The 12,505-nt window shown below is 28.9% G+C and carries 19 protein-coding genes and 1 pseudogene; 2 read left to right on the top strand and 18 right to left on the bottom strand.

Annotated features, from left to right (window positions below):
- Window positions 1-85: 85 nt before the first annotated feature.
- Together H518_RS0103300 and H518_RS19140 are read right to left on the bottom strand one after the other, a co-directional pair.
- Window positions 86-769 carry a nucleoside/nucleotide kinase family protein gene (locus tag H518_RS0103300; protein ID WP_028887746.1) on the bottom strand — a complete coding sequence of 228 codons (684 nt, stop codon included), beginning with the start codon at window positions 767-769 and terminating at the stop codon, window positions 86-88.
- 159 nt (window positions 770-928) lie between these two features.
- The gene (locus H518_RS19140; RefSeq protein WP_081411147.1) at window positions 929-1,576 is read right to left on the bottom strand and encodes a LysR family transcriptional regulator; all 648 of its coding nucleotides are present in this window, start codon (window positions 1,574-1,576) and stop codon (window positions 929-931) included.
- A gap of 108 nt (window positions 1,577-1,684) precedes the next feature.
- Here H518_RS19140 and H518_RS0103290 point away from each other — a divergent pair, with 108 nt between their 5' ends.
- Window positions 1,685-2,314: a LysE family translocator gene (locus H518_RS0103290; RefSeq protein WP_051263647.1), complete on the top strand. Its 630-nt coding sequence runs from the start codon at window positions 1,685-1,687 to the stop codon at window positions 2,312-2,314.
- 83 nt (window positions 2,315-2,397) lie between these two features.
- Window positions 2,398-2,519 (top strand): annotated as a pseudogene (locus H518_RS21590) (IS110 family transposase); the annotation flags it as partial.
- Window positions 2,520-2,530: 11 nt separating this feature from the next.
- On the opposite strand, the gene H518_RS0103285 reads toward H518_RS21590, so the two are convergent.
- From H518_RS0103285 to H518_RS0103205, 16 genes are all read right to left on the bottom strand, one after another.
- Window positions 2,531-2,974, bottom strand: a complete 444-nt coding sequence (locus H518_RS0103285; RefSeq protein WP_028887744.1) for a hypothetical protein — start codon at window positions 2,972-2,974, stop codon at window positions 2,531-2,533.
- On the bottom strand, window positions 2,974-3,192 hold the full coding sequence (locus H518_RS0103280; protein WP_028887743.1) for a hypothetical protein: 219 nt from the start codon (window positions 3,190-3,192) through the stop codon (window positions 2,974-2,976). Before H518_RS0103280 ends, H518_RS0103285 begins: the two co-directional genes overlap by 1 nt.
- Window positions 3,193-3,465: 273 nt before the next feature.
- Entirely contained in the window at window positions 3,466-3,663 is a 198-nt protein-coding gene (locus H518_RS0103275; protein ID WP_028887742.1) for a carboxypeptidase regulatory-like domain-containing protein, read from the bottom strand.
- A complete protein-coding gene (locus H518_RS0103270) occupies window positions 3,663-3,893 on the bottom strand; it encodes a hypothetical protein (RefSeq protein WP_028887741.1) in 231 nt (76 codons plus the stop codon). The genes H518_RS0103275 and H518_RS0103270 overlap by 1 nt, the downstream gene beginning before the upstream one ends.
- A 424-nt stretch (window positions 3,894-4,317) precedes the next feature.
- The gene (locus tag H518_RS21025; protein ID WP_155995145.1) at window positions 4,318-4,479 is read right to left on the bottom strand and encodes a hypothetical protein; all 162 of its coding nucleotides are present in this window, start codon (window positions 4,477-4,479) and stop codon (window positions 4,318-4,320) included.
- Between the two features lie 167 nt (window positions 4,480-4,646).
- Window positions 4,647-5,000 carry a hypothetical protein gene (locus H518_RS0103255; RefSeq protein ID WP_028887739.1) on the bottom strand — a complete coding sequence of 118 codons (354 nt, stop codon included), beginning with the start codon at window positions 4,998-5,000 and terminating at the stop codon, window positions 4,647-4,649.
- Window positions 4,997-5,389: a hypothetical protein gene (locus H518_RS0103250; RefSeq protein ID WP_028887738.1), complete on the bottom strand. Its 393-nt coding sequence runs from the start codon at window positions 5,387-5,389 to the stop codon at window positions 4,997-4,999. The genes H518_RS0103255 and H518_RS0103250 overlap by 4 nt, the downstream gene beginning before the upstream one ends.
- Before the next feature lie 24 nt (window positions 5,390-5,413).
- A complete protein-coding gene (locus H518_RS0103245; protein WP_028887737.1) occupies window positions 5,414-6,832 on the bottom strand; it encodes a hypothetical protein in 1,419 nt (472 codons plus the stop codon).
- Window positions 6,833-7,484: 652 nt separating this feature from the next.
- On the bottom strand, window positions 7,485-8,060 hold the full coding sequence (locus H518_RS0103240; RefSeq protein ID WP_028887736.1) for an SUKH-4 family immunity protein: 576 nt from the start codon (window positions 8,058-8,060) through the stop codon (window positions 7,485-7,487).
- Between the two features lie 172 nt (window positions 8,061-8,232).
- A complete protein-coding gene (locus H518_RS21020; RefSeq protein WP_155995143.1) occupies window positions 8,233-8,370 on the bottom strand; it encodes a hypothetical protein in 138 nt (45 codons plus the stop codon).
- Window positions 8,371-8,392: 22 nt separating this feature from the next.
- A complete protein-coding gene (locus tag H518_RS0103230) occupies window positions 8,393-8,884 on the bottom strand; it encodes a hypothetical protein (protein ID WP_028887735.1) in 492 nt (163 codons plus the stop codon).
- A gap of 211 nt (window positions 8,885-9,095) precedes the next feature.
- A complete protein-coding gene (locus H518_RS0103225; protein ID WP_028887734.1) occupies window positions 9,096-9,590 on the bottom strand; it encodes a hypothetical protein in 495 nt (164 codons plus the stop codon).
- A gap of 339 nt (window positions 9,591-9,929) precedes the next feature.
- Complete coding sequence (locus H518_RS0103220; protein ID WP_028887733.1) at window positions 9,930-10,451, bottom strand: hypothetical protein; 522 nt, start codon at window positions 10,449-10,451, stop codon at window positions 9,930-9,932.
- Window positions 10,448-10,807 (bottom strand): hypothetical protein, encoded by a 360-nt coding sequence (locus tag H518_RS0103215; protein WP_028887732.1) that lies wholly within the window; start codon window positions 10,805-10,807, stop codon window positions 10,448-10,450. Before H518_RS0103215 ends, H518_RS0103220 begins: the two co-directional genes overlap by 4 nt.
- Before the next feature lies 1 nt (window position 10,808).
- Window positions 10,809-11,117, bottom strand: coding sequence for a hypothetical protein (locus H518_RS0103210; RefSeq protein WP_028887731.1), 309 nt, complete (start codon window positions 11,115-11,117; stop codon window positions 10,809-10,811).
- A 3-nt stretch (window positions 11,118-11,120) separates the two neighbouring features.
- Window positions 11,121-12,416, bottom strand: a complete 1,296-nt coding sequence (locus H518_RS0103205; RefSeq protein ID WP_028887730.1) for an NAD(P)/FAD-dependent oxidoreductase — start codon at window positions 12,414-12,416, stop codon at window positions 11,121-11,123.
- Window positions 12,417-12,505 lie beyond the last annotated feature (89 nt).

The raw sequence follows: 12,505 nt of genomic DNA, 5'->3' as shown, positions 1-12,505 counted from the left end.
TATTTTTTAGTGTTTTTTACTTACTTACAAGGCTACTTTCTCTAAAAACTAAAGTTTAATAGACTAATTTTGTTTATTTTTTACATTATTCGTTATTAATAATAGTATTTTTTATCACTTTTAAATTATTAAAATCAGAATTATCAATTACTATATCTGCAATTTTTTCTGGTTCATTTTCTGCTAAATACATTCTCGAAGATTCGTGATAACGCTTTTCATATTTTTCTTTCGTTAATTCAACTCCTCCAAGAGAATCTTTATCCCTTTCAACTCCTCTTTTTATCGCTATTTCAAAACTTGTTTTTAGATAAATTTTTAAGTCCCAATGATTTCTATAATTTGGCTTAAATAAATAAGCTCCATCAGTTATTAAAATCGAATTATTTTCTAATTTTATAGGCTCTAAACTCAAGTATTCATCAGTTTCTAAATTGTGTGTAGCAGTTGTATAATTTGGAAAATCAGTTTGAGAAGATTTTAATACTTTTTCTACAAACACTATTTCGTCGTATGAGTCTTCGTAATAGCCTTTTGCTGAATTTCGACCCTGCTTATATCGAACTTCTTTATTAAAATGAAATCCATCAATTGAAACTTGAATTGCGTTCAAATTTTCTGAATTCAGATATTTAATCAATTTTTCAGCCAAAACAGTTTTTCCTGTTCCCTCAATCCCGTTTATTGCAATTCGAATTGGTTTATCTTTTTTTTCTTGAATAGATAAAATACTCATTCTTATTAACTCAAATGTTTCTTTCTCGTTCATATCATTATATATTACTACTGATGTTAAATATATGACTAGTTTGACAGAAAATAAATGATTTTTTGGGGGTAAAGGGCAAATCAAAACTTTTTACTTTCTTTTATCTTTTCATTTTAGATCTAAATCAAAAAATTTGATAGACCTATTTAAAATTCTGGGTTAAGTACCAAAACCTGTATTAACATTTCTCAAAAGTGAAGAAAAGAAAGTTTTTTGATGCAAACCTGAAATAATAAACTTCTCATCTCTTAACTCGTTTAGGTTATTTAACGATTTTTTACATAACCAATGGTTATTCGGAACAACTAAACAAATTGGCTCTGAAGATAACTTTAACGAATCAATGCTTATATTTTTTATTTCATCTCTACTAAATGCAATATCTGTTTGATAGTTAAGTAATAATTTTTCATGATTCTCATCTACTGGCTCAGTTAGTTCTAATTTAAGTTCTGGTAAATTAGTATTTAAAGTTTCCAAAAAAGTTGGTAAAAATTTAAAAGCAATAGACCCCGGATAAGTTATTGAAACTTGACCAGTTATTCCTTTATCAATTTTTTTTGCTTGTCTATGAACCTGATCTAACTCATTTATAATAACGGTCCATTTATCTTGAAGAAATTTACCTGCATCGGTAAGCTTTACATTTCTTTTATCTCTTTCAAAAAGTTTAACACCTAATTCATCTTCTAGAGATTGAATTTGCCTACTTAAAGTAGATTGGGATATAAATATTTTTTCAGCAGTTCTCCAAAAATGTAATTCACTAGCAAGTGTTAAAAAATATTTAATTTGTAGAACATTCATGATTAATGCGTTTTATGCATTAGTATAGCTAAAATATGTATTTTTCAATTTGAATCAAACAATTTTCTTTGTTCCCTAGTTTTATTTAATTCTTAAAAGAAAATAATTATGGGAATAGAAAATTTTATCACTTTTATATTAACTGCGCTACTTTTTGTTATGACACCAGGGATTGATACATTTTTTGTATTAAACAAATCTATTGATCAAGGACGAAAATCAGAGATTAATGCAACACTAGGCATAAGTACAGGTGTTTTAACTCATTCTTTATTGGGAGCCTTGGGGCTATCTTTTTTTATTGCTAAATCTGCTTTTGCTTTTACAATTATTAAGTATGTAGGCGCTGTTTATTTAATTTATTTAGGTTTCTTAAAGCTTAAAACTAAAAGTGAATTTTTACCTAAATCAGTTACAAGTAAAAAGAAACAGAAAAATAAAAGTGACTTTTGGGCTGGTTTTTTAACTAACACATTAAATCCGAAAGTTGCATTATTCTTTTTAGCTTTTTTTCCTCAATTTATTAATCCAGCTCAAATTCATAATCCTATTCCGTTTATAATCCTTGGTTTAACATTTGCAATAATCGGAATAGTTTGGTACTTAAGCCTCACTTTATTGGCTAGTGTATTTTTTGAGAAAATTAAAAATAACCCAAAGCTTGGTTTACGACTACATAAATTTAGTGGTTTCGCTTTTATATTAATGGGACTTAAAATAGGTTTAACTAAAAATTGAAGTTGTAGTTAACTCCTAGTTGGTTGTTTTACTATGCATATTTTAGGATGGGACAAAGTCAGGTAATAGTGTAATAATTAAAGAATAGAAAATTACGAAATCTTATGTTTTTATGTTCCTTTAACACATGTAAACATAATAAACATTTAGAGATATTTATGAGTGTATTATAAACAATGGAAAGAGTAAAAAACTAGCTTTAATAACAGCCTCTTCTTAATACTTTTCATACATTCTTGGCAGTAGTTTCTTCCCTATTATATTCTGAAAGAAATTCACTAAAACAGAAATTATCAATAAAGGAATTATCGTTTCTAAAATTGCATCTTTAATACTTATAAATAAATTAAATATTTTAAACTGAACGGTAGTACTATTATTTATAAATAATACATATTTAAAAGTAGTGATTATTAAAAATAATAAAAAATTAATAAAAACAAAATAAAAATAGTGTGTTCTATATTTTTTGTTTTTATAAATGATAAAAGTAGCCAACCAAGAAAAAACAAGGATAGAATAAGCAAAATAAGAATCGAAATATTGACCTTTTTTAACAAAATAACCAGCATCTAAAAATGTTACAAAGAAAGAATATAAATGCATTATACCAAATACTAGTATAATGTTTACAAGAATAGCTGTTATATGGAATTTCATTAGATATAAAAATATGTATTGTTATTATTTTCTAACTCTCTTGTGCCAATCGAGAAGAAAGAATCGCATTTAATGTTTCCATCTCCATCAATTGTTTCTGGGCTAGTTCCTCTTCCTGCTCCAATAGAATAAAAGCTATCATTTGCATCATAGAAAACAATTTTTCCATCATCAATAGGATATCCTCGTTTATAAAGTTCATAATTAACAGTAGTCATCCGTTCTAAGAAACAAAAATTTGCTTCGAAATCGAAAACAAACAATTCTTAAATTAAACTAATAAATGCAATACTTTTAAATATAAACAATTACTTATTCCCATTGTTAGGAATATCTATTTTTTTAACTTCTCGCATACGAACCGTATCAGACCACTCCATTAAGAAACGAGTTTTATTCCCAAATCTGCTTTCTGAAAAAGAAAAAACAGTGTCTGTAACATACCCTTCTTTTTCAAGAAGTAAATTACTAACAAAATTTGAACTTTCTTTTTAAAAAAAAAAGTAACCCTTTTTATCTGTGTAAGTATATTTAACTAACTTATAATCCATTTCATGAATCCTTACATTTTCTAAAGGTTCATTTTTCGAATCATAAATATAGCCTCTGTAATTATCAACTAGTTTGTAAGACGGATGCCAACAACCTGTAAATAGCAATAAAACAAGAATACTCATTAATTTTTTCATTAGTTTAATTTTAATTTAGTTAACCATATAAGCCCTAATAGATCTTTTTCAGAAAGTACTCTTCTTTTAAAATAGTCATAGGGACGAAAATCATCTGCATATTTCATTAGGTCAATTTCTTTCCCTCCCGCAGGGTACCTAGTTCCTTTAACAGGGCTTTGTATAATCACACTTGGGTGCGAAGTTCCTTTATGGGTATATGAATGGTATTTACCCTTTAATTGATCCAATAATTGATGCCCTATTTCATGAACGGCAGTTACTTTAAATTCTATTACTTATTCCCATTGTTAGGAATATCTATTTTTTTAACTTCTCGCATACGAACCGTATCAGACCATTCCATTAAGAAAAGAGTTTCTCGTTCTCCACTATGACTTACTGAAAAAGAATTAATAGTATCTGTAATATACCCTTCTTTTTCAAGAAGTAAATCATCAACAAAAGTTGAACTTCCTGGTTTTTAAAAAAAATAACCTTTTTTATCTGTATAGGTATATTTCGCAGACTTAAGGTTCATTTCATGAATCCTTACATTTTCTAAAGGTTCATTTTTCGAATCATAAATATAGCCTCTGTAATTATCAACTAGTTTGTGGGACTTACGCCAACAACTTGTAAGTATTAGCAAAACTAGAATACTCATTATTTTTTTCATTTTTTTATTTTTAATTTAGTGAGCCATATTAAACCTATTAAATCTTCTTTACTTGCAACTCTTCTTTCATAAAAATCTACAGGCTTTTTACCATTATAATATTTCATTAAATCGATCTCATTACCTTTTGAAGGAAAGTTTTCCCCATTTGAATCCATAAAATCCAAGTGAGTAATTTTATCAGAAAATGATTCTTCTACTGGTTTTGTGTCTTGTGGTAAGTAATAAGAGCTACCTTTATGCTGCCATGAATAAGTCGTGCCTTTTAAGGCTTGTAATATTTCATGCCCTATTTCATGGGCTGTAATATCTGAAAAATTATATTTTATTTCTTTTTTAAATATATTGTATCTAAATCAATTATTTTATTCTTCCTTATATCTATAAATCTATACTCATCTTTATATCCTTGTTTTTTAAAAATAATAGCAAAACTATTATCTCCTTCCATTTCATTTCTTTTTATATTAAACTCAAATTCTCCATTAGTTTTTAAAATCAAATTTTCCCTTTTAGCATAATTAGAATGCATGGGTGAATAAGTAATTTTTGATCCAATTTCTATATTTAGAGCAGGAAGGTTTTGTGTAGTGTAAACAAAACCTTTTATTTTTGTGTCTATTTTATTTTTACAACAAAAGAATGAAATAGAAATTGTTATGAATATTATATACTTCATTTTATTTTTAGTTTAGTTAACCAAAGTAGACCTAGAATATCCTTTTCATGAGCAACTATTCTTTTGTAGTCATATCTTGTTGGGTCATTATTATAATATTTCATTAAATCTATATTCCTTGAATATAGATAGTTTTCTCCTTTAGTGTTCTCCATAAAATCTCTATTGATATATTCTTCTTTAAAAGATTCTTTACTTGTTGGCTTAGTATCTTGTGGTAAGTAATAAGAACTGCCCTTATGCTGCCAAGAGTATACCGTCCCTCCAAAAGATTGTAGTATTTCATGCCCTATTTCGTGTGCAGCAGTATATTTGAACTCTTTTTCTTCATCTCTTTCTTGATAGTATTGCCAACCATTTAATTTATATAACCGATGTGTTTTATCCAAATTTTTCCAATTAGTATAATTTATTTAACCTACATTATAAGAAATACGCTGAACAATACCGTCAGGAAGGACTCTTGCAAGTTCATCCATCTTATTACCATCACCTAAAGTACTTGTTCCAGGGTTTCCAGAACGAGACCAGGGATTATTTGTATTATAAATTAAAGGAATATCATTTAAACTAATATTTGAATTTTCTGTATTTATGGCTGTTACTATTATTTCCCAATTCATGCCATTAATTATTGTTCCTTCCGTATTAGAGTGTCGTCTGCTCCAATGAATATTTACACCTTCTAGAACCATTTTTTTTAATTCTTCAAATTTTTTTGTTCTATTTTTTATTATAGGTTTTCTATAGTAAGATAACGCTTCCTTAGGTATTTCATCCCAAGGACATTCTGATATAGTAATAGGATCAGGAGCTATTATTTCATCAACACATTCAACACCTCTTTCTCCTCCATCTTTAAGATTCACACGAAGTGTAACATCAATACGTTTGGTCTTTTTATTAATTTTAGTATCTACCCAATTTACCTCTTTATACTCAAAAGAAAACTCGCTGCTTTCTGCTATTTTTTCTATACCATTTCGTTTCCCTTTTATACGTGCTTTTAGTTTACCTGTGGTAAAAATAGTACTATCGTAAATACCATTCTTATCAAAACCATCCCACTTAACATGGTATTTTCCTTTTGGGTAATTACTTTGCGTGTTTTGGCTATTGGTAGTAGAATTAGACGAATTACCCGAACCTTTTGCGGTTACAACAACTTCATCTAATGTTTGTTCGCCTGAATAATACGACTGAATAATTTTATTATTGTGTAAAAACTCTACTTGAAAATCGTCAATACCATTTTCAGTAATATCTATTTCAAATTCAATATTTTGATTTTCTGACGATTTATTAAACGCAGGAATTCCTAGCGGAACTAGTGTTTTCTTATCGGTTAAATGTTGTATACTTAAATAAAAATTCTCCTTCTTCTCAGCAGCCTGCACAGGCGATTTGTAAGTTTCCTCTTCAATAGGTGTTATGTGCCAGCTTCTATGAATTTTGCTACCATAGTTTTGTATAGCAGGAGAAATTATCATTTCTACCCTCATTCCGCCACCGTTAGCATCAAATTTAAACTGATAATAAACAACAGGCGCATCTTTAAAGATCCATACCTTTAGTTGATCGCCATTCGCATCATAGAAAACAATTTTCCCATCATCAATGGGATAGCCTCGTTTATAAAGTTTGTAATTAACAGTCTTCATGCGTTTTAAAAAACGAAAGTTAGCTTCGAAATCGAAAACAAATTTAAGTAAGCCGCCTTTATTATAGAATATAGGAACACCCTTATATTTGTTAAAATCTTTAGTGTAAACGGTTTCTACTGTTAATAAGCCTACTACATGTCCCAAAAAATGTAATTGTGATTTTGCCATAATTTTTTTCTTTACAATTAATAAATGTGTAAATCATAAGTATTTGGTCTGGGAGTTGTTGTTCTTTGTAAAAAGAACATTGCTTTTTTTTACAAATGTATTTTATGAAAAAGAGAAAAGGCATTAAAAAGCCGTAAAAAAAGTAAGGTAAAACCATCTTTTTTTGGTTGTGTAGTTATTCTTTACAATCGATACGCTAACAATTGCAGCTAGAGAGTTGCTCTTTGCAGGCGGTACGCTAACAATTACAACGAGGGAGTTGCTCTCTGCAATCGGTACGCTAACAATTACAACAAAGGGGTTGCTCTTTGCGGGCAGTACGCTAACAATTACAGTAAAGTTTTTATTGTTTTAACTTTAAGTTGTTAAAAATCTCTATTGAATCAATAGCTAAAACAATTAAAAATAACTCATCAGCTCTCAGCTTAGTAATTTCATTTAAGGTTAATTGGGATAATCTAGCTTAACTATCATTTTTACATATTTTATCTAAATATGTCTTAAAAAACAAACAAATTTCTGTTTTAAGCTCACTTAATTTTAGTTTTCAGAAAGCCTGCGCGAAAAATAAAAGCCCTAAAAAGGGCTTATTTTGTAGTTGTTTCTTAAAATTATGATTCATGAAGCTATTACTAATGTTGCAAACCATTTTTCATTCAATTTCTGCTCTTAAATTTTCGATTTCAGAATCCCAAAAACTCGATTGAATATAATAATCTGGATTTAGTTTTTTAAAACCATTTTCTAATTCGACTAAATGATTTTCAGTGAATTTTGAGTCAAAAAAACCATCTTTTCCTAGCTCTGAATTTACCTTTTCAATGAAGTTTCTAAACAACAACATTGAGGAGGCCAATTCCGATATATTTTTATTCATCGTCTGGATAATTTCAAAATCTTGTTCGTGGTCAAGTAAAATTAATTTGTCATTATCTGATGAATCTATACAAATTGGATTTCCACTTCCGTCTGAGCCAAATATCCAATAGTTTTTGGCCTTTTCATTTAAGTCATAATCATCATAGTAACCTTGAATTGTATTAAACTCCCAATCATAGCTTCTTAATCCAAAGCTTAAAAAAGGTGCAGAATCTTCAGGTAATCCCACTTTTAGAAATCCTTTTGTTTCATTATTCAGATTTGATTTTTCTACTTGCTCGGAAGGAAATTCAATCCATTTTTCTGAATCATCTCTCATCCAGATTTCCTTAAATTCAATTGGACTCATTTGTTTTTCTCAAATTTATTACAAAATATTCAGCTATAATAAGCTATTAAACACTTAGTCAAAACTTTTTATTTTGTTTTAATTTTTAATTATCTAAAGCCAAATCAGAAGATTTAGCGAACTCTATAAAATACAGTAAATTTTGGATTAAGCACCGAACCCTGTATTAATTCTATCCCTTGCTACCTGTAGGTTTTTCTTTTCCAGAACCAAATGTGTCTTTTATTTCAGATATTGGCATAAATACACTGTCCAAACTCCTAGAGGTATTAAAATCACCACTTCCATCTGCAAGAGTAGCAGAAGCCATAGCTATTCCAGTAATTACAATATCAGCTGTTAATACTCCATATTTTGCCCAAAAACCCTTCAGACCTATATTTTACTTGTACTATAGAATTTTTAATAAATTCGTTTTTTAAATCAAAAATATTAGCCCAATTACTGATATGTAGCCTACCTATTAATTTACTTTTTAATGCTTTTTTAAGTTTAATCTCTATTTCTGTTTTATCTTTTTCAAATTTTTCCTCTCTAATCGAAAATCTCAGTTTATCCAATGATACTACAGTTTGATTATTTTTTAGATGTGTGCAAATTACTTTTCCATCTTTAAACTGTATATTTTTAATAAAGTTCTGTTGTCTATTTAAACATCTTTTGTTTGAGTAGATATCCAGAAGTAATATTGAGAAAGCAAGAAGAAGAATAAACCAATTAATATTAAAGTAGAATAAAGCAATTATTGCCAATATCTCAATTAGTATTAAAACCCTATAATAGTTTTGTTTGTTATTCAGATTGTCTCTTTCGAATGTTTTCATTTTTTTGCGTTTTCAGGTAACGAGCGCGTGTATGAAACGTAGCGCAAGAATTCACTTGCTTTTGGGTTTTACACAGAGCCAATTTTTAATTTCTATGTTTAGTTTTCTATAAATATAGCCAAATTAAAATTTGGCGGTCACGGCAGAAAAACCAAATCTTTCGATTCATCACAGACCAGCTATGTTTTCATACATTGTGTTGTGAGGAGTTTTAACTTTTTTCAAAGTCAAGTATTCCTTTTTTCTTAAGGTCATTGAGTTTCGATATTTCAAAGAAATCAGATATCCAAGTACAAGCTCTATGTAAATTGTCAAATGAGGTCAAATAACAATGATTTTCGGAGAATATGTTTTGATGAATGAAATTTGCGTCAAAATCCCATTCCATTATATTTTCTAAGACTTTACTTCGAGCTTCATTAGTCAGTTTTACTTCAAAGAAATTGTGTTTAGGCCATACAGTATATTTAGTTTTTTTCTTTTCATCTAAGATTATAAAATCAGAAATAGTGTCATAAATTCCTTTATCAAACATACCTTCAATTGACCATATGCAATTCTCAGGTAGACAATCAAGAATTTCTTTAATGAATTTGTTTTTGTTTGGAATCTCAGTTATAATCCAACAATTATCATAATCAATTTCCCTTTCAGACTCAGTCGAGTCATCGTTAGGTTTAAATAATCTTTTGATAATTTTTAGCATTTATTATGTTGATTTAATTCCTCACAACAACTGGATAAACACACTAGTGTGTTTATTTTTACTATATAGCTACTCAAATATACATAAATCTTTAATCTTCGTAAATAATTTAAGAGGACACATATCTAATCGTTTTAATTTTAATTAAAGCACAATTTACAACATACTATAAACACTATATTTTAACAGAGTAAAGGATTTCAAAAAAATCATAATACCCTTTAAACTATATATCATCACCCTATTTAATTCCATTATCTTGTATAAAATAACCGTATCTTAAACGAATAACATCCATCTAACATAACATTTCTTAAGTTGAAAAGAAAAAACCACAGGTTAATTCACCAATTTTAAACATACCTTATTAATTATCGCTACTTCCTTATACATGGTATGATTTTTATTTAAAATTAATTGATAATCAAGATCCTTAAAACTATCAAACCATGCTTTTTGGGGCTTAAAATCATCTAATTCGCCATAATACAACATAATATCACAAAAAGGTTGCGCTACCTCGTATCGTAATCTTGTAGATGAAACTGCTATAAAATGAGTAACGTTAATTCCTTTTAAGGCTGCCTTCCACCCTATTACTCCACCAACACTAAAAGCAAGTATTGTAACTGCTGTTTTTTCTAATTCTAATAAATTAGTTACAGCTTCATTAATTCCTTTTTCAACAAAATGCAAATGCCTTTCTTCTTCTGATAGATTTACGTTTACTATGCCTGCCAATAAACAACTATCATAAAACTTTACTTCATATTTTACCGATAACTTTTTTATATATAAAGAAAGCCATTCAATATTCTCACTTCCCCACAAATCTGATAAAATTAACAATCTAGGTTTCATAAACTTTTGTTGTTTTTTTGAAGTATAAAAAAAACAAAACCGCTAACAAAATATAAAACTACATCTATTACATCTGCAGTATATCGAATATTAACTTTAGGCAAAATATATTCATATAACAAAGCATACATGCTACATATGTATAAAATAACCCAAATAGGAATTTCATAGCCTTTACTCCCCTTACTCCACCTTAAAACAACTAAACTAACTGTTAATAGTATAGGGATAATTAAAAAATCATTTAGGTAAAACTGAACAATACCTGGGAGTTTAACATTAAGTTTCTGAGCAATATAAACACTTGTTCCTGTTATTAATGATAGTATAAAGTAAACAGGCAACACTCCTCTCATTTTACCCTGCTGCTACCATTGTTATAAACCAAGCCAAAGCACCTCCTATTAAACTAACTAGCAAAAAGGCTGAGTATAAAACCCACCCTACAACTCTATAAAGAAAAAAAGGATGTTTTTTTAAACGCTCTGTTAAGTTTGGGTTATCTATTTTATGTTTTGCTTTTTTTACTTCAGACTTCTTAAAAGCCTCCTGCTTTAAAGCTCGTTTTTTTTCATGAGAAATTAACGTATTACAATTTTCACAATACTCTTTATTGGTATTAAACAATCCACATTCTAGGCATTTAATATTTCTTGTAACACTCATCTCTTACGCTTTAAAACTGTATTTATTTTTGTTTTTATAAGGACGAATGATCAACCTTGTTTCTCTGTCAAAACGAATATAATTGTACATCCAATTCATAAACACAATTACCTTATTTCTAAAACCTATTAATGAAAATAAGTGTACAAACATCCAAACAAACCAAGCAAAAACACCTTGAAACCTCCATTTAGGTAAATCTACCACAGCTTTATTTCGCCCAATAGTAGCCATAGAACCTTTATCGTTGTACTTAAAAACCTTTTGTTTTTTACCTTTAAATTTTGCTAAAATGTTTTTTGCTAACAAACTTCCTTGCTGAATTGCAGGTTGTGCCATCATAGGATGCCCGTATTCATATTCTTTAGTTTGCATACAAGCTACATCACCAACAGCATACACATTATCATAGCCTATTACCTTATTATATTCATCAACCTTAAATCGGTTTGCTCTTTCAACCAAACACTGTTGCTGTAAACCATCAATAACTTTCCCTTTTACACCAGCAGCCCAAATAACTGTTTCAGCATTAAAATGATCATGACCGTTTGTTGTTACCGTTGTTCCATCATAATCTAAAACTCGAAGATCTTTCCAAACATCAACACCTAGTTTTATTAAAAAGTCTTCAGCTTTTTCTGATGCTTTACTACTCATCCCTTTCAGTAACTCTCCTGAACTCTGAATAAGATTTATTTTCATCTGACGAATATCTAAATCAGGGTAATCCTTTGGTAAAATCCCTTTTTTCATCTCTGCCAAAGCACCTGCTAATTCAACCCCTGTAGGACCTCCCCCAACAATTACAAAATTCATTAAAGCCCTACGCTTATCTAAATCCGTTTCGAGTAACGCTTCTTCAAAGTTTTCTAAAACTAAACTTCTAATATTTAATGCCTGCGGAACCGATTTCATTTCCATTGCATATTTTTCAATATTAGTGTTTCCGAAAAAATTAGTGGTTGATCCTGTAGCAATAATTAATTCATCATACTCTAAATCACCAATAGTTGTTTTAATCGTATTACTTTGTTCATCCACATTAACAACCTCAGCCAAGCGAAAATAAAAATTCTCAACATCGTTAAAACGCTTACGTAATGGAAAAGCAATACTATCTGGCTCTAAACCACCTGTTGCTACCTGATATAATAAAGGTTGAAATGTATGATAATTATGTTTATCTATTAATACAACTTGAAGCTCTTGTTCTTCTAATCCTCTTGCTGCCGCTAGTCCAGCAAACCCTCCTCCAATAATTACTATTCGCGGAAAACTTGTTTGAGGTATATTCATATTTAAATGATTTTGTTACAGAATAGCAAATTTAATTAAAAGTTGAATTTTATTCTTTAAATTTGCCAATAACTTAACAAAGTTATTTA

It is taken from the genome of Tenacibaculum ovolyticum DSM 18103, assembly GCF_000430545.1.
Lineage (GTDB): Bacteria > Bacteroidota > Bacteroidia > Flavobacteriales > Flavobacteriaceae > Polaribacter > Polaribacter ovolyticus.
This window is presented reverse-complemented; position numbering and strand designations above follow the sequence as displayed.